The following is a 17,167-nucleotide window of genomic DNA, read 5'->3' as shown; positions in this document are numbered from 1 at the left end:
TTCGTGCTGCGCCGGATCAGGATTCGGGGCGATAGGTGATCAGTGCGACGGCCGGCGCCGACACCACCTGGACGCGGTCGCTGCCGTCGACGCGGATGTGCGCGAAGCCGCCTTCGATGGCGACGCGTACGTCGCGCACCGTCGCGGTCTGTTGCCCGTCGGCATCGGTCAGGGTGTAGCCCGCGACCAGTTCTACGGTGTCGGCGGCTCGCCATTTCGGTGTCATCGCAGGTGCTTTCGAGGTGTGGGGAGCGGGCGGAAAGTCCAGCTCAGGGCGGGCGACGTGATTGAAATAGTTCGACAGCACATTCAGCGCGACATGGCCGACGGCCTCGGTCAGTTCGGCATCGCTGACGCCGCTGTTCCTGGCCTCGGTCAGTTGGTCGTCGGCCACCCGGCCGCCGGTGCGCAGCACCTCGCGGGCGAAGCGCAGCACCGCTTCGGCGTGCGGGTCCTCGGCCCTGGCGGCGTGTGTCGCCGTGATCGCGTCGGGGGAGAAGCCCATCTTCGCCGCGCGCATCGTGTGCGCCGAAACGCAGTAGTCGCAGCCGTTGTCGGCGGCGATCAGCAGGGCGAGCTGCTCGCGGGTGCGGGCGTCGAGCTTGCCCGCCGTCAGCGCGTCTCGCAGGCGTAGATACCCCCGTAGGGTGGCCGGGCTGTTCGCCATGGCGGCGTAGAGATTCGGCACTCGGCCCAGTTGCCGCTGGACCTCGGTGAGCAGTTCGCCCTGCTCGGCGTCGGCGGTGTCGGCGGAGAGAACAGGCAGTCGGGACATGGTGCGCTCCAGAGATGTTCGATAACGGTACTGATCGGTACCGAGTCGTGACGGTACCGATCGGTTCCGTCTTGGTCAATCAACTCGGTACCGATCGTTTCCGTTCTGGTACGGTGAGCGCATGGCGACACAGGCCAAGCAGCGGTTGCTCAGCACCGCCGAGGAGTTGTTCTACGCGGAGGGCATTCGCGCCGTCGGAATCGATCGGCTGCTCCAGGAGTCCGGCGTCGGCCGCGCCTCCTTCTACCGCCACTTCGCGAGCAAGGATGACCTGGTCGTCGCCGTCCTCGAAGACCGCGACCGCCGCTGGCTGGACTGGCTGCGCACCTCCGTCGAAGCCGTCGACGACCCCGCCGCGCGCCCCATGGCCGTCTTCACCGCACTCGCACAACGCTTCGCCCGCAACGATTTCCGCGGCTGCGCCTTCATCAACACGATGATCGAGGTCGCCGACCCCACCGCCCCCGCCCACCAGGTAGCCGACCGCCACAAGCGACGCGTCATCGCCTACCTCACCGAATTACTCACCGCCGCAAACCAACCCGACCCCGACACCCTCGCCCCCGAACTGGCCCTGCTCATCGACGGCGCCATCGTCACCGCCGTCCGCGAGAACTCCCCGGCCGCCGCCGACCGCGCCGCCACCATCGCCGCGAAACTCCTGTCCTGAGCGCGGTGCGATGCAGCGTGCATGACCCGCCTTGGTCGGACACGCCGACTTCGCTTTTGCTGGGCGATAGCACGAAAGCATCATGATTCGATGTCGCCTGACAAGCGCCCTCGGGCGAAGGGCCGTGGACCGAACCCGGCGTCGGCGCCGCACTGTCGAACACGGCCATCCGTGGATGACCCGCACGAGATCGTCTACTTCCGCAGCGCATGTGGCCGACTACCCGGTCGTGACTACATCGAAGCGCTTCCCGTCAAGGCCAGGGCCAAGGCCAAAGCGGTCTTGATCGCTGTCGCGGCCGCGCCGCCCAAGAGGTTCGCCGGCGGTGGGTACTGGGAAGCCATGCGCGGTGACATGACTGGCTGGTTCGAGATCCGATGCGACAGCCGTCCGCAGCATTTCCGCATCTTTTGTCGACTCGACTATGCGGCCGTGGGATGTGACAAGCCGTTGCTGGTGGTTATCGGTGGGCTGACAAAGTCTTACGGAACTACCTTCTCGGCAGCCGACTACCAGAAGATTCGCGATCTTGGAGAGGAGTATCTGGCGAGCAATCCGCGGTCGGTCGGTTAGCAGGCGGCGCGGTCGAACTGCTCGACCGCTGCTTCGAGTCCGGCGAGGTCGTGCACCCGCCCCGAAGTCAGGGCAGTGGTCAGTGCGTCTCGGCCCGGTTCGTCCAGCGGTTCGAGCGTCAACCGAAAGCCCAGCGCTGCGGCAGCTTCCGTGACTGTCCGCAGCGTCGGGTTCTTCGGTGTGGTGAGTAGGCGCCGAATGGTCGAGGGTTCGGTGGACATCGCCCGCGCCAGCTCTGCCTTCGTCAACTCGGACTGCTCACGGGCTCGGTCCAGCGCGTTGATGATCGAGTCGACCGTCTTGATTCGAACCGCTTCCAAGACGAACTCGCGAAGGAAATCGGGATCCTCGAGGTCTTCCGCCAGGTCGGCCCAGAACACGCTTCGGTCGCTCATCGCTGGTTCGCCTCCTCAACGTGTCCGGTACGGCGTAGCTTATATGCTACGCCAACGTTCGGCGGTGGGGAAGGCGGTCCTAGCGCTATCCAGCGTGGAGGTGGCGGGCTGTTGGGGAGGTGGCGACGGTCGCGGGGTCGGGGGCGGTGCCGAGGAGGCGGTCGGCGGTGCCGGAGGTGGTGACGGTGAACCAGTAGTGCTCGTTCTTGTAGTGGTGGTGGCGGTGATTGCGCCAGACTGCCCGGTAGGGCGCGTGCTTGGGCTTGTAGTCGGTGTGGATGAGGTAGTGCGTCCACTCGTAGAGCAGGCCCAGGGTGGTGATCGTCAGCAGGAAGGTCAGGCCGAGGCCGAGGCGCGGGAAGGCCAGCAGGCCGATCGCGAGCAGGGCGACGATGGTGAACGCCAGCGACTTGGGTGGGATGAACACCAGGGGGATATCGCGCGGATCCGTGTGGTGCGCACGGTGTTTGCTGGCCAGTTCGCTGTCGATGGTCAGCGGGCCGAGATGACGTGGGCGCCAGTGCAGCACCGTCACGTGGATGATCCACTCCGTCAGCGGGAACGTGCCGATGACGATCAGCGGGACGAGCGCGTCGGTGAACTGCCAGTCGCCGACGGCGATGCGCGCCACCAGGACGGCGACGAAGACGGTGGCGATCATCCAGGGCGAGGGATGCCGGACGAACTCGCGGGCCATCTCGCCCAGCGAGGCGCTGCGGCGGAGCGAGCGGGCCGCGCCGGATCCGGTGGGGCGGCCCGGATCGGCCGCGGTGGTGTCGTGCGACGTCGTTGTCGGACGGTCATTCTTCATGGCGATTCCTCGGGTGGATCACGCCCCGTCGAGGGCGTGGATGAGAGCGGTGGTCGCCGGCCCGAGCAGTGCTCGCGCGGACTCGGCGGCCCGTTCCGGCTCGCCCGCGGTGATCGCGGCGGCCAGGTCTCGATACGCGCCACCATTGCCCACCTCGGCGGACATGATCGGCGCGAGCGCCGCCAGCGCTGGTTCGTAGGCGGCGCGAAGCATGGAATACATCAGCCGGAACGCGATCGAATCGGCCAGCTCGAGGACGTGGTCCCAGAATTCGAGGGCGATGCGCTGCTGGGTGAGCGGGTCCGCCTCGGCGAGCAGGGTGTCCACGGTGTCGTGGAGCAGGCCGAGCTCGGTCGCGAGTGCGCCGGGCGCGGTCGCGGAATCATCGCCGCCGGCCCGGGCCCGCCGGACCCGGGCGGCCGCCAGCTCGGCGATCTTCGGACCGTTGTGCAGCCGCGCCTCGAGAATGCTGCGCGCCACGGCGGGATCGATGGTGTCGCCCCGCAGCAGTAGCCGGGGCAGCACTTCCAGTCCGGCGCTGCGTCGATAGTCGAGCACGGTGGTGGCCTCCCCCTGCCGCACCGACACCAGCCCCGCCGCCGCTAGCCGCTGCAACGCCTCCCGCACGGCGGGCCGCGACACTCCCAGCGCCTCCGCCAGCTGGCGCTCGCTCGGCAGGGTGCTCCCCGCCGCCAGCTCCCCGCCCAGCACCTCGGCGGCGATCTGCTCGAACACATCACCCGATACCGACCGCTTCACGACAGGAGTCCACGCCATGCCCTCGATAATCCACCCAACAGGTCAAGAGGTCAAGTGGTCAGACCAGTTGAATCGGCAGAATTGGTACCCATGTCTGAGCAGGGGGAATCAGCTGGGGTCGGAGCCGCGGATGGCAGAGAACCAGGTGAACGTGGCGGCGGCGGCGAGAGTCGCGCCGGCGAAGGCGGGGATGCCGCCGTTCATGACGTAGACCCACAGCAGGCCCGCGATCGGGGCGGCGACGGCGGGCTGGACATCGAGGACCAGGCGGCGGGCGACGCCGAACGCGGGGACCTCGGACGGGCGGCTCGGGTTATCGATGAGCTTGCCCGCCGGCTCGGTGTTGCGGACCCGGCCCGACGGGTAGAAGCGGGTATCGCCGGTGCGGATCGTGCGCCCGGTCAGCTCCAGGTCGGTCGGCGTCAGCGCGGACAGGCCCGGCTCGTAGAACACCGGCTGCCACACCATCCGATCCCCACTGGTGATCTCCAGCCACGACCGGCTGACCAGCCGATGCTGCTGCCGGACCCGCCGCCCCCCGACCGTGCCCGTCGCGACGAGCCCGGTCGGCAGGACCCCGAACGCCAGCCCCACCTGATAGGTGGTGACCGCGAGAATCACCAGCACGACCACGGCGAGCGCACTCAGCTGATCGAGATCGGCGAACGGCACCAGCGCGGCGATGACCGCGATGGTGCCGGACGTGACCAGCAGGGGGTAGGTGAGTGCGCGCGCCGGGCCGGAACTGGTCACGGGTTACTTCACGAAGCCGATCTTGGTGTAGTCGAGCGAAGCCAGGCCCGCCGCACCGAAGTTGGCGAGATCGGCGCGCACGCCGACGTTGCCCGCGGACTGGAACAGCGGCACCGAGTGGCCCTCCTCGAAGACCTTCCGGTCGACCTGGTTGGCCAGTTCCTTGGCCTTGTCCGGATCGAGTTCGGAGATGGTCTGCTCGATGAGGGCGTTGAGCTCGGGCGAGCCGATCCGGCCGTAGTTGCCCTGGATGTCGTCCGGGTAGTAGCCGTAGATCTGGGTCAGGCTGCTCAGCGGGAACGGGTCACCGGCCCAGAACCACTGGCCCACATCGAAGTTGCCCGGCTGCAGGACGTCCGAGAACAGACCGGCGCCCGGCTTGGTCTCGATGGTCAGCTTGACGCCGATCTGCGCGAGATTCTGCTGGATGATCTGACCGATCTGGATATTGGTCGGGTCGTTGTACATGACGTCGCGGATCTCGAGCTTGCGCCCGTCCTTCTCGCGCACGTCGCCGTTGAGCTTCCAGCCGAGCGCGTCGAGCTCGCTCGCCGCCGCCGTCGGGTCGAACCCGAGACTGTTGTCCTGGTAGCCGTCCTGGCCGCGCAGGTAGATGTGATTGTTCAGCGGCTGCGGGTCCTGGACCAGACCGTTCTGGATGGCGGTCGCGATGCCCTGTCGATCGATCGCCTTCGAGATCGCGACGCGCACACCCTGTTCCGCGAGCAGCGAACCGGGCGCACCGTTGAAGGTGAAGTGGCCCCAGCTGTTGCCGGGTGCGCGGCGGACCGCGACGCCCGGCGCGTTGCGCACCGACTTCAGGTTGTCCAGGCTGGCCACGCCGACCGCGTCGATCTCGTTGTTCAGCAGCGCGGGCACGAAGGCCGCGCTGTCGAGCACGCTGAAGGTGATCGTGTCCAGCTTCGGCGTCGCACCCCACCACTTGGGGTTGCGGGCAAGGACGACGCGACCCTGCCCGCGGTCGACGGACTGGACGATGAACGGACCGGACGACAGGCCGAGTCCGTTGACCTGGCTGTTGTTGAAGGCGTCCGGCGTCGCCGTGGCGGACTTGGGGAGCAGGAAGGAGTTACCGGCGAATTGGCCACGCCAGTCGGCGTAGTGCTTGTTGAAGGTGACGACGGCCTGCCGGTCGTCGACACCGCGCTCGACCTTCTCGATCCGGTCGAAGCCGCTGCTGTTCGCGATCAGGAAGGCCTTGTCCTTGCCGCTGAGCGCGTTGGCCTGGGACTGGATGTCCTCCCAGGTGATCGGCGAGCCGTCCGACCACACCGCCTTGGGATTGATCGTGTAGGTCACCTGCTGTGGCTCGGTGTTGGTCAGGGCGACATCGGTGAAGAAGTCGGTGTTGACCGAGAGTTCCGCCGCGGCATTGGTCTTGAACGCGCGCGGCATCACCGGCCGCAGGATCGAGCCGGTGTCACCGTCGTTGCCGTCGGTGTGCAGGGAATTCCAGTTCTCCGGCAGCGAGGTGAGCGCCAGCCGCAGGTTGCCCCCGTCGCGCAGCTCGCTGACATCCTTCGGATTGATGTCGTTGGTCGTGCCGAGCGCGGCCTGGCCCTCGGCCGGCGGTTCCTCCGAGCTGCACCCGGCAGCGAGCACACTGACGATGACCAGAGGTATGGCCAGGCGCGTGGTCAATGAACGAATCCGCATGGTCCGCTCCTTTCCAAATGTTCGCTGCACGAGTGCGGCACTGTGGTGATTACTTGACGAAGCCGACCTTGGTGTAGTCGTACGACGCCAGTCCCGGCGAACCGTAGTTCGCGAGGGTGTCCCGCACCGCGACCGTACCCGCGGACTGCACGATGGGCAGGGAGAAGCCTTCCTCGAAGATCATCCGATCGGCCTTGTTCGCCAGCTCGATGGCCTTTTCCGGGTCGAGCTCGGCGATCACTTCCTCGATCAGGGCATTCAGTTCGGGCGTGCCGATCCGGCCCTTGTTGCTGAGCGGGTTCGCCGGGTCGTAGGCGTAGATCTGCGGGAGCGCGCCGAGCGGGAAGATGCTCTTGGACCAGACGAATTGGACGATGTCGAAATTGCCCGGGTCGACCACGTTGGTGAAGAGGCCGTTGCCGGGGTACGTCTCGATCGTCAATTTCACGCCGATGGCCGCGAGGTTCTGCTGCGCGATCTTGGCCACCTGGAGCCAGGTGTCGGACTGGTACATGACGTCGCGGATCTCGAGCTTGCGGCCGTCCTTCTCGCGGACGTCACCGTTGAGCTTCCAGCCCAGTTCGTCGAGCATGCGCGCGGCTTCGGCCGGGTCGTAGGCCACCGACTGGGCGTTGTCCTGGTAACCCTTCTGACCGGCCAGGAACAGGTGGTTGTTCAGCGGCTTCGGATCGGTCACGATGCCCTGCTGGGTCGCGGTGGCGATCATCTGCCGGTCGATGCCCTTGCAGATCGCGACGCGCAGCTTCGGATCGGCCATGATCGACCCCGGCGCGCCGTTGAAGGTGAAATGGGAGTACGCGTTGGCCGGGGTCCGCCGGACCTTGATGCCCGGTGTGCCGGTCGCCGCCGAGACCTCGTCGATGCCGCTGACACCGGTGGCGTCGAGTTCGTTGTTCTGCAGCGCGGTCAGGCGCGCCTCGTCGGCCAGCACGCTGTAGGTGACCGTGTCCAGCTTCGGGGTATCGCCCCACCAGCGCGGATTGCGGCTCAACACGACTCGCTGCTGCGCGCGATCGATCGAAGTGATGATGAACGGTCCCGACGACAGCGGCATCTCGCTGCGGTACAGGTCGTCGAAGGCCTGCGGCGATTCGGTGAGCTGACGCGGATAGAGCGGATTGAACAGGCCCTTCCATTCCGCGTAGTGCGCACCGAAGGTGACGATCGCCTGCCGGTCGTCGACGCCGCGTTCTACCTTCTCGACGCTGCTGTAGCCCTGGTCGTGGCTGATCTTGAACGCGTTGTCGCGCCCGCTCATCGTCGCGGCCTGCGAACGCAGGTCCGCCCAGGTGATCGGGGAACCGTCGGACCACACGGCCTTCGGATTGATCGTGTACACGATCTGCTGGGGATCGGTGTTCGTGAGCTGGACGTCGGTGAAGAAGTTGTGGTCGATCGTGAGTTCGCCCGCGGCATCGGCATTGATCGAGCCGGGCAGCGTCCACGCGGTGACATCGCTGATCTCGCCGTCGGAGTCGACGTGCAGGCTGTTGAACGTCTCGGGGAAGCTGCTCAGCGCCAAACGGAGATTGCCGCCGTCGCGCAGGGCGTCGCGCTCCTGCGGATTGATGTCGTTGACCGCGACGATGGCGTTCGCCTCGGACTCCACGGTGGAATCGGAGCCACCACAACCACCGAGCACCAGCGTCAAAGCGACAGCGGGCGCCGCCACGCGGAAACCGGCGCGACGCAGCCGGGATGCGTAAGTAGCAGTGGTCATTTCGTGAATCCGATCTTCGTGTAGTCGTACGATGCCAAGCCGGGCGAACCGATGTTGGCGAGGGTGGTGCGGGCGCCGAAGCTGCCGTCGGACTGCATGAGGGGCAGGGAGTGGCCCTCCTCGAACACCGCGCGGTCGACCTGGTTGGCCAGCTCGATGGACTTCTGCGGGTCGAGTTCGGTGATGGTGCGTTCGATCAGGGCGTTGAGTTCGGGGGAGCCGATGCGGCCGTAGTTGCCCTGCAGGTCGGTGGGGTCGTAGTAGTAGATCTGGCGGATGCTGGACAGTGGGAACGGGTCGCCCTGGAAGATGAACTGGGCGGCGTCGAAATCGCCGGGCTGGATGACGTCGGTGAAGTAGCCGGCGGAGGGCTTGGTGTCGATGGTCAGGCCGACGCCGATCGCGGCGAGATTCTGCTGGATGATCTGGGCGATCTGCACCCAGGTCGGGTCGTTGTACATGACGTCGCGGATGACGAGCTTGCGGCCGTCCTTCTCGCGCACATCGCCGTTGAGCTTCCAGCCGAGCGCGTCGAGTTCCCTGGCCGCGGCGGCGGGGTCGAAGCCGAGGCTGTTGTCCCGGTAGCCGTCCTGGCCCTGCAGGAAGATGTGGTTGTTCAGCGGCTTCGGGTCCTCGACCAGGCCGTTCTGCAACGCGGTGACGATGCCCTGGCGGTCGATTGCCTTCGAGATCGCTACGCGCACGCCCTCTTCGGCGAGGATCGAGCCGGGCGCGCCGTTGAAGGTGATGTGGCGCCAGCGGTTACCCGGCGCGCGGCGGACCACCAGGCCCTCGGTGCCGCGCACGGTCTTCACCTCGTCGATGGTGGTCAGCCGGACCAGGTCGAGTTCGTTGTTCTGCAACGCCTGCACCCAGGCCGTGTGGTCGAGCACGCTGTAGGTGATGGTGTCGAGCAGCGGCTGCTCGCCCCACCATTTCGGGTTGCGGCCCAGGGTGATCCGGCCCTGCCCGCGGTCGGTGGCGGTGATGATGAACGGGCCGGCGGTGAGGCCGATCGCGTCGACCTGACTGGTGTTGAAGGCCTCGGGGGTGCTGGTCACCGACTTCGGGTACAGCGAGCTGTTGCCGGCGAACTGGCCGCGCCAGTCGGCGAACGGGGTACCGAAGGTGAGCACCGCCTGCCGGTCGTCGACGCCGCGCTCGACCTTGTCGACGAACTCGAAACCGTTGGTGATGGCGATCAGGTAGCGCTTGTCCCGGCCGCTGAGCGCGTTCGCCTGCGCGGCGATGTCCTCCCAGGTGATCGGGGAACCGTCCGACCACACCGCCTTCGGGTTGATCGTGTACGTCACCCGCATCGGATCGGTGCCGGTCAGCGCGATATCGGTGAAGTAGTCGGTGTCGACGGTGAGCTTGCCCGCCGCGTCGATCGCGAACGAGCGGGGCATCATCGGGCGCAGGATGTCGGCGATCTCGCCGTCGTTGCCGTCGTTGGACAGCGTGTTCCAGTTCGCCGGGTAGCTGGTCGTCGCCAGCCGCAGGTTCCCGCCCTCGCGCAGGGCTTCGCGCGGCAGGGGGTTGATATCGCTGGTGGTCCCGAGCGCGTCGGTCAGACCCGTGGCCGAATCGTCGGCGGACCCACACCCCGCCACGATCATCCCGGCCGCCACCACCACGGCGGCGCAACGCAGCCTGGCACGACGACGGGCTTGCATTCCTCGGGATCTCATGGCGGGGCCTCCTGCGTGATCAGCCGCTGACGACGGGTTCCGGAACGGCCGCGATCAACGAGCGGGTGTACTCGTGCCGAGGATCGGCGAAGATCTGCTCGGCCGGGCCCGATTCGACGATCTTGCCGCGCAGCATGACGGCGATGTCGTGGGCCAGATTGCGCACCACCGAGAGGTCGTGCGAGACGAACAGATACGACAGCCCGCGCTCGGCTTGCAGGTCACGCAGCAGATTCAGCACACCGGCCTGGATCGACACGTCCAGCGAGGAGACGGGTTCGTCCAGGACGAGCAGCTGCGGGTCCAGCGCCAGGGCGCGCGCGATGCTGATGCGCTGCTTCTGGCCGCCGGAGAAGTCGGCCGGGTAGCGGTCGGCGTGTTCGGGCCGCAGCCCGACCTGGCGCAGCAGCTCGGGCACCCGGCGGTTGACCTCCTCGCGCGAGCGGCCGTCGATGCGCAGCGGCTCGGCCAGCGCGTCGAAGATCGGCAGGCGCGGATCGAGCGAGGCGCTCGGGTCCTGGAAGACGATCTGCATCTTGCGGCGGATCTCGCGGGTGCGGGCCTTGGTGAGGGTCGCGACGTCGTTGCCGAGCACCTCGATGCTGCCCGACTGCGGCCGCACCAGGTCCATGATCTGCGACAGCGTGGTCGACTTGCCCGAGCCCGATTCGCCGACCAGGGCCAGGGTCCGGCCCGCGCGCACGGCGAAGCTGATGCCGTCGACCGCGCGGACCTCGCCGGTCTTGCGGCGCAGGATCACCCCGGAGGTGAGCGGGAAGGTCTTCACCAGGTCGGTGACCCGCAGGACGACATCGGACTCCACCGCCTCCGGCTGCGCCGGGGTGGCGATCTCCTTGCGGTAGGCGTCGAACAGCTGCGCCGAGCCCACCTCGGCGGTGCGGATACAGGCGACCGAGTGCCGGGGCGCGACCTTCTCCAGCGGCGGCTCGGCGGCGGCGCAGTCGTCGATCGAGACCGGGCAGCGCGGCGCGAACGAGCAGCCGCGCGGCAGGTCGTGCATGGCGGGCGGCGCGCCGACGATCGGGATCAGCGGGCGGCGCGGCGGGCCGTCCATGCGCGGGATGGAACCGAGCAGGCCCACCGTGTACGGCATCCGGGGCGCGGTGAAGAGCTCGGCGACCGGGGCGGTTTCGACGACCTTGCCCGCGTACATGACCGCGACCCGGTCGGCGATCGTGGCCGCGATGCCCATGTCGTGGGTGATCATGATGACGCCCGCGCCGGTGATGTCGCGCGCCTTGCGCAGCAGGTCGAGGATCTGCCGCTGCACGGTCACGTCGAGCGCGGTGGTCGGCTCGTCGCAGATGATCAGCGCCGGATCGTTGGCGATGGCCATGGCGATCACCACGCGCTGGCGCATGCCACCGGAGAACTCGTGCGGGAAGGCCCGCGCCCGCGCTCGCGCGTCGGGGATACCGACGAGCTCGAGCAGCTCGATCGCGCGTTCGGCCGCTTCCTTGCGGTGCATCGTGCCGTGCGCGAGCAGCGCCTCGGCCACCTGATCACCCACCCGGTACACCGGGGTGAGCGCCGAGAGCGGGTCCTGGAAGACCATGCTGACCGAGGAGCCGCGCAGTTTCGACATCTGCTTGTCGCCCAGGCCGAGCAGCTCGCGCCCGCGCAACCGGATCGAACCCTGCACGCGCGCCTGCTCGGGCAGCAGGCCGATCACGGCCAGCGAGGACACCGACTTGCCGGACCCGGACTCGCCGACGATGGCCAGCACCTCGCCGTCGGCCACGGTGTAGTTCACCCCGCGCACCGCGTCGACGCGGCCTTCCTCACCGGGGAAGGAGACCCGCAGATCGGTGACTTCGAGCAGCGGCGCGGTGGACGTGTTCGAGGTCATCGCTTCTCGGCTTTCTTCAACTCCACCTGCGCTTCGTCCTTCTTCTCCGCGACCTCCTTGCGCGCCTTGCGGGCGCCGCGAGCGCCCGGGTCGAAGGCGTCGCGCAGGCCGTCGCCGACGAGGTTGGCGCACAGCACGATCGTGATCAGCAGGCCGCCGGAGAACAGGAACAGCCACGGATAGGTCAGTGCCGACTTGGTGCCCGTCGCGATCAGCGAACCCAGCGACACATCGGGCGGCTGCACACCGAAACCGAGGAAGCTGAGCCCGGTCTCGGCGCTGATCGCCGCGCCGACGGCCAGCGTGGTGTCGATGATCAGGATCGAGGCGATGTTCGGGATGATGTGGCTGATGATCACCTTGTGCGTCGGCGCGCCCATATAGCGTGCGGCGCGCACGAATTCGCGTTCACGCAGGCTCATCGTCAGGCCGCGGATGATGCGTGCCGCGATCATCCAGCCGAACACGCTGAGCAGCACGATCAGGATGGCGATCGAGCCGGACCCCTTGGTGCGGGGGGCGAAGATCGCGATGATGATGAACGCGGGGACCACCAGCAGCAGGTCGACCAGCCACATGATGGCCCGGTCGGGCCAGCCGCCGAGCAGCCCGGCCACCGCGCCGGCGGTCGAGGCGATGATGCTGGAGAAGATCGCCACGCAGAAGCCGATCACCAGCGACTTCTGCAACCCGCGCATGGTCTGGGCGAGCACGTCCTGGCCGATCTGGGTGGTGCCGAACGGATGCTCGGCGCTCGGCGGCTTCAGCAGGGCCTTGTAGTCGAGCTGCTGGTAGTCCCACGGCAGCAGCGGCGGCAGCGCGAAACTGAGGATGAACAGCAGGATCAGGATCACCGCGCCGACCACGGCGGGCTTGTTGCGCAGGAAGCGGCGCCAGACCAGCTTGCGGCGGCCCGCCGCGGCGGCCTCGGGCGCGCCGACGGCGATGAGTTCGGTTTCGGTCATGACACACGCACCCTCGGGTCGAGCAGCGCCAGCACGATATCGGAGAGCAGACCCGACACCAGCACGACCAGACCGGCGAAGGTCGCGATCGTGACGACGATGTAGAGGTCCTGGGCATTGATGCCGTCGACGAACCATTCACCGACGCCGTGCCAGCCGAAGATCTTCTCCACGAAGGTGGCGCCGGTGATCAGGCCGCCGAGGCTGTAGGCGAACAGGGTGGCCATCGGGATCAGCGCGGTCCGCAGGCCGTGTTTGTAGAGCGCGCGGTTGCGCGAGAGGCCCTTGGCGCGGGCGGTGCGGATGAAATCGCTCTGCAACACGTCGAGCATGGCGTTGCGCTGGTAGCGGCTGTATCCGGCGGCGGCGCCGAGCACCAGCACCAGGGTCGGCAGGACCATATGCTGTGCGCGGTCGACGAACTGGTTCCACAGGCCGACGACCTGGGTGGCCGAGGTCTCGCCGGTGTAGAGGAAGATCTGCGTCCCGGTGGCCGTATTGATCTGTAGCGCACCGTATTTCAGCAGCGTGGCCAGCAGGAACACCGGCGTCGAGATGATCAGCAGTGAGACCACCGTCGCGAAGTAGTCGCTGAATTTGTACTGCCGGATCGCGCTCGCCGCACCGATCAGCACGCCGAGCACGGTGCCGATCACCGAACCGAGGATCAGCAGCCGCAGGCTCACCGCCACCCGCCTGCCCAGCTCCTCGCTCACCGGCTGCCCGGCCAGCGTCGTCCCGAAATCCCCTTGCACGACGCCGCCGAGCCAGCTGAGATAGCGCTGGGGGATCGGCTCGTCGAGGTGCAGTTGCTCGGCCTTGGCATCGATCACGGACTGTGGCGGGCGCGGATTGCGCTGCTCGAGGCTCTCGAGCGGGTTGAACGTGAGGGATGCGAGGCTGAACGTCAGGAACGAGGCCAGCAACAGGAGCACGATGTAGTTGAGCGTGCGCCGCAACAAGAAGCCGGTCATCAGTCCCCTCTGGATCGGGTAATCAGGCCCTGATCATAAGGACAGTCCGCCGTCCCCGCGTGGCGACGTGCGGCAGGATGGAATGGATGACGCCCCTGCACCCGAAACCGAAGCTGGTGGCCACCGACGTCGACGGCACGCTGATCGACGACGCCGACAAGGTCTCGGCCCGCACCAAGGCCGCCGTCGCCGCGCTCGTCGACGACGGTGTCACCTTCGTGCTCGCCACCGGCAGGCCGCCGCGCTGGATCGACCCGGTGGTCAGCGAGCTGGGGTACGCCCCGCTCGCGGTGTGCGGGAACGGCGCGGTCATCTACGACAGCGCGACCGACCGGATCCTGTCCAGCCACACCCTCGACGTGGACACCCTCGCCTGGCTCGCCGAGCTCGCCGAGCACGCGCTGCCCGGCTGCGGGCTGGCCACCGAGCGGGTCGGTGCCAGCGCGCACGACGCGGCCACCCCGCAGTTCGTCAGCTCGCCGACCTACGAGCACGCCTGGCTCAACCCCGACGACACCGTGGTCTCGCATGCCGAGGTCATCGACTCGCCAGCGATCAAGATGCTGATCCGGCTCAGCTCGGCCCGCAGTTCGGACATGCGCGCCGCGCTCGCCCCGCTGGTCGGGGACCGCGCCGAGATCACCTACTCCACCGAGAGCGGGCTGATCGAGATCGCGGTGCCGCGGGTGACCAAGGCGTCGGGGCTGGTCGAGGTGGCGCGGCGGTTCGGGATCGACGAGGGGTCGATCGTGGCCTTCGGCGACATGCCCAACGACGTGCCGATGCTGACGATGGCCGGGCACGGCGTCGCCATGGGCAACGCCCATCCCGAGGCTCGCGCGGCGGCCGACGAGGTCACCGGCAGCAATGTCGACCACGGGGTGGCGATGGTGCTCGAACGCTGGTGGAACTGACCCGCGACATAAACAGCCGGTGCCCTCACGAGGAGGCGCACCGGCTGTTCTTCGCCGTGACCGGGGGCTAGCCGGCCGGGGCGGGTTCGGTGGCGACCGGCGGTTGCGCCGGTGCCGGTTCCACGGGGACGGACTGCGGTTCGGCCGGGACCTGCGGGGCGACCGGCTCGGTCGGCGCCGGAGCGGCGGGTGCCGCGGGGACCGTCGAGGTGGGGGCGGTGGTGGCGGGCGCCTGCTCCGGCTTGGTGCCGTTCATGCCCTCCATCTCGGCCTTGTAGGTCTCGTTGTAGGTCTTCCAGAACGTGGTGACGATGCCGGTCAGCTCGTTGAGCACCAGCGAGCCGTTCTGGAAGTCCGTGCGCAGACCGTCCGGCACCAGGTAGGCGCTGCCGGTCGGCAGACCGAGCACGCCCGAGTCGCCGCCGAGGCTGAGGTAGCGGTCCAGGATCGCCCCGACCACCTCGAAGACCGCGCCGTTCTCCCCGGAGAAGATGTAGCCGTTGGCGAACTTCGCGTACTGGCGGCCCTGCGCGCCGGACAGCAGATCCGACTTCGGCGCGCCGAGCGGACCGTCGACACCGCCGCGGCTCACCCAGTGCCTGGCGATCTCGTTCGAGCCGGACAGGCCGAGCAGCTTGTCGACCAGCGCGCCCAGTTCGGCCATATTGCCCTGCTGCGGTTCCTGCTCCTGCTGTTGCGGCGCGCGGGCCTGCTGGCTCGGCGGCCGTTCCGGCGTCGCGGGGGAGGAGTAGGTGCTGTTGCCCGCGGCGATCCCGCGGATGCGGTCCATCAGGGCGTAGGCCGCGTCGCCGGGGCAGTCGGTGTTGCCGACGTCGCGGTGCGCGAACACCGTCGGCAGGTCGACCGCCTCGTCCTGGGCGTACGGGGTGAACTCGGTGCCCTCGGAGTACATGGTGGTGTGGCCCTTGGGGTTGATCCCCGCGAGCTTGGCCCGCCAGCCGACGAACTTGCCGATCGCGTTGATCGACTCGGTGCTCGGCGTCTCGGTCTCGTAGTTGCCCATCAGCGCCACCCCGACGGTGTTCTCGTTGAACCCGCCCGCGTGCGCGCCCTGCACCGCCCGGTCGAGGCCGCCGTAGCGGCCCTCGAAGATCTGGCCGTACTGGTCGACCAGGGCGTTGTAGCCGATGTCGCACCAGCCGAGGGTCTCGGCGTGGTAGGCGTAGATCGCGCGGACGATGCCCGCCGACTCGGCCCGGCTGTAGTCGTTGCGACCGGCCGTGTGATGCACGGTGATGCCGCCGACGCCGTCGTCGTAGGTGGGTTCCTGGCAGCGGATCGACTCGTCGGCACCCCACTGCGCGCGGGTGATGACCTTCGGGCCACCGCCCGGCAGCGCGGCGGCGACGTCGGTGAGTCCGGCGTCGATGGCGGCGCGGCCCGGGTTGATCAGGATCGCCTTGAGCGCGGCCTCGGTGAGATGGGCCGGATCGCTGTGGTCGGGGCCTGCGACCGGCTTGCGGGTCACCAGCATCTGCACCGCGGTGGTCTCGCCGACGTAGATCGGCTCGGTGCCGGTCGGCGCGTCGGCGGGGGTCTGGTCGGTGGCCCTGGTGTCGACCGGATCGGCGTCGTACCAGGGGCCCCAGTTGCCGTCGAGCTGCCGGGCGCGCAGCTTGGTCGTGGTGTTCACCAGGTCGCGCGCGGTGACCGCGACCATGCTGAACGGGGTGTCCTGGGTGAGCTCCTTGACCTGCGCGCCGACCTGGTCGATCAGGTCGGGCCCGACCGCGCCGGGCGACAGCGCCGGGGTCTCGGGGGTGGTGCCGGGTTCCAGGTTGGCCGGATCGGCGATGAACTTCATCCCGCTCGGGCGGTGCTGGACGACCGGCGCGCCCGCCGGGGGCGTGGTCGCGGGTGCGGCCGGTGCCGGAGCAGCCGGTGCGGGGGTGGCGGGTGCCGGAGCCGCCGGTGCCGGAGCTGCCGGTGCGGCGGGCGCCGGGGCTGCCGGGGCGGGGGCCGCGGGCGCGATCGGCGCCGGGGCGGCCGTCGTCGTCGGCGCGGCGGGCGGCGCGGTCGGGACCGAGGTGCTCGGAACCGGCGGCCGCGCGGCGGGCGCGTTGCCCTGCTGGGCGGGCGCGGGCGTCGTGGTGGTCGGCTGCGCCTTCGTCGGGATCGCCGGGAGCGGGATCTCGGTGGGCAGCGCCACGCCCGGCGGAACGGGCAATCCCGGCGGCACCGGAATCGAGGTCGGCAGCGGCAGCATCTGCAGATCCGACAGGTGCAGATCGGGCAGGTCGAGACCGGTCAGTTCGCGCAGCGGGACCGTGATGTCGGGGACGGCGGTCAGCGCGACCTCCGCCAGCTGGGTCGGCACCGCCGCGAGCTGGGAGTCGTTGGTGCTGCGGTAGTCGGTCGAATCGCTCAGCGCGAACGCGCCGACGGGTGCGGCGACGGCGAGCGTGGTGACCACCGGGAGCACGTAGGAACGTTTCGGCTTTCGATATCGCACGTGCCTTCTCCAATCAGGGTCGAGCTCGTAGACCTTGGTGGCATCGGGGCCATCACCGGCAAGTGATGCTTGCTTCCTCGTGCCTCACACACCACACTAGTTAACATACGTCACACATCTAAACCT

15 protein-coding genes are annotated in these 17,167 nt (G+C 68.4%); 3 read left to right on the top strand and 12 right to left on the bottom strand.

Annotation, left to right across the window (positions count from 1 at the left end):
- Positions 1-16: 16 nt before the first annotated feature.
- On the bottom strand, positions 17-775 hold the full coding sequence (locus tag ACFVW6_RS09295; protein WP_378824707.1) for a carboxymuconolactone decarboxylase family protein: 759 nt from the start codon (positions 773-775) through the stop codon (positions 17-19).
- Positions 776-896: 121 nt separating this feature from the next.
- Between ACFVW6_RS09295 and ACFVW6_RS09290 the strand changes: the two genes are divergently transcribed.
- Positions 897-1,445 carry a TetR/AcrR family transcriptional regulator gene (locus ACFVW6_RS09290; protein WP_378824710.1) on the top strand — a complete coding sequence of 183 codons (549 nt, stop codon included), beginning with the start codon at positions 897-899 and terminating at the stop codon, positions 1,443-1,445.
- A 171-nt stretch (positions 1,446-1,616) separates the two neighbouring features.
- Complete coding sequence (locus ACFVW6_RS09285; RefSeq protein ID WP_378824712.1) at positions 1,617-2,018, top strand: hypothetical protein; 402 nt, start codon at positions 1,617-1,619, stop codon at positions 2,016-2,018.
- On the opposite strand, the gene ACFVW6_RS09280 is transcribed toward ACFVW6_RS09285, so the two are convergent.
- The 10 genes from ACFVW6_RS09280 to ACFVW6_RS09235 all read right to left on the bottom strand — a co-directional run bounded on the left by ACFVW6_RS09280 (position 2,015) and on the right by ACFVW6_RS09235 (position 13,654).
- A complete protein-coding gene (locus ACFVW6_RS09280; protein WP_378824714.1) occupies positions 2,015-2,413 on the bottom strand; it encodes a helix-turn-helix domain-containing protein in 399 nt (132 codons plus the stop codon). The genes ACFVW6_RS09285 and ACFVW6_RS09280 overlap by 4 nt on opposite strands.
- Positions 2,414-2,498: 85 nt before the next feature.
- The gene (locus tag ACFVW6_RS09275; protein ID WP_378825675.1) at positions 2,499-3,110 is read right to left on the bottom strand and encodes a sterol desaturase family protein; all 612 of its coding nucleotides are present in this window, start codon (positions 3,108-3,110) and stop codon (positions 2,499-2,501) included.
- Positions 3,111-3,242: 132 nt separating this feature from the next.
- Complete coding sequence (locus ACFVW6_RS09270; RefSeq protein ID WP_378824716.1) at positions 3,243-4,001, bottom strand: FadR/GntR family transcriptional regulator; 759 nt, start codon at positions 3,999-4,001, stop codon at positions 3,243-3,245.
- 90 nt (positions 4,002-4,091) lie between these two features.
- Positions 4,092-4,736: a hypothetical protein gene (locus ACFVW6_RS09265; RefSeq protein WP_355283580.1), complete on the bottom strand. Its 645-nt coding sequence runs from the start codon at positions 4,734-4,736 to the stop codon at positions 4,092-4,094.
- Positions 4,737-4,739: 3 nt separating this feature from the next.
- Positions 4,740-6,413, bottom strand: coding sequence for an ABC transporter family substrate-binding protein (locus ACFVW6_RS09260; protein ID WP_378824719.1), 1,674 nt, complete (start codon positions 6,411-6,413; stop codon positions 4,740-4,742).
- 49 nt (positions 6,414-6,462) lie between these two features.
- Positions 6,463-8,154, bottom strand: coding sequence for an ABC transporter family substrate-binding protein (locus ACFVW6_RS09255; protein WP_378824721.1), 1,692 nt, complete (start codon positions 8,152-8,154; stop codon positions 6,463-6,465).
- Positions 8,151-9,845: an ABC transporter family substrate-binding protein gene (locus tag ACFVW6_RS09250; protein ID WP_378824723.1), complete on the bottom strand. Its 1,695-nt coding sequence runs from the start codon at positions 9,843-9,845 to the stop codon at positions 8,151-8,153. Before ACFVW6_RS09250 ends, ACFVW6_RS09255 begins: the two co-directional genes overlap by 4 nt.
- Positions 9,846-9,864: 19 nt before the next feature.
- Positions 9,865-11,715 carry an ABC transporter ATP-binding protein gene (locus tag ACFVW6_RS09245; protein WP_378824725.1) on the bottom strand — a complete coding sequence of 617 codons (1,851 nt, stop codon included), beginning with the start codon at positions 11,713-11,715 and terminating at the stop codon, positions 9,865-9,867.
- Positions 11,712-12,680, bottom strand: coding sequence for an ABC transporter permease subunit (locus tag ACFVW6_RS09240; RefSeq protein ID WP_355283591.1), 969 nt, complete (start codon positions 12,678-12,680; stop codon positions 11,712-11,714). The genes ACFVW6_RS09245 and ACFVW6_RS09240 overlap by 4 nt, the downstream gene beginning before the upstream one ends.
- The gene (locus tag ACFVW6_RS09235) at positions 12,677-13,654 is read right to left on the bottom strand and encodes an ABC transporter permease (protein ID WP_355283594.1); all 978 of its coding nucleotides are present in this window, start codon (positions 13,652-13,654) and stop codon (positions 12,677-12,679) included. The genes ACFVW6_RS09240 and ACFVW6_RS09235 overlap by 4 nt, the downstream gene beginning before the upstream one ends.
- 77 nt (positions 13,655-13,731) lie before the next feature.
- Here ACFVW6_RS09235 and ACFVW6_RS09230 point away from each other — a divergent pair, with 77 nt between their 5' ends.
- Complete coding sequence (locus tag ACFVW6_RS09230; protein ID WP_355283597.1) at positions 13,732-14,568, top strand: HAD family hydrolase; 837 nt, start codon at positions 13,732-13,734, stop codon at positions 14,566-14,568.
- A 67-nt stretch (positions 14,569-14,635) separates the two neighbouring features.
- Here ACFVW6_RS09230 and ACFVW6_RS09225 read toward each other — a convergent pair whose 3' ends face one another.
- Positions 14,636-17,041: an N-acetylmuramoyl-L-alanine amidase gene (locus tag ACFVW6_RS09225; protein WP_378824729.1), complete on the bottom strand. Its 2,406-nt coding sequence runs from the start codon at positions 17,039-17,041 to the stop codon at positions 14,636-14,638.
- Between the last annotated feature and the right edge of the window lie 126 nt (positions 17,042-17,167).

Source organism: Nocardia sp. NPDC058244 (assembly GCF_042882065.1).
Lineage (GTDB): Bacteria > Actinomycetota > Actinomycetes > Mycobacteriales > Mycobacteriaceae > Nocardia.
Note: the sequence above shows the minus strand (reverse complement) of the source record. Positions and strands in the feature narration are given on the sequence as shown.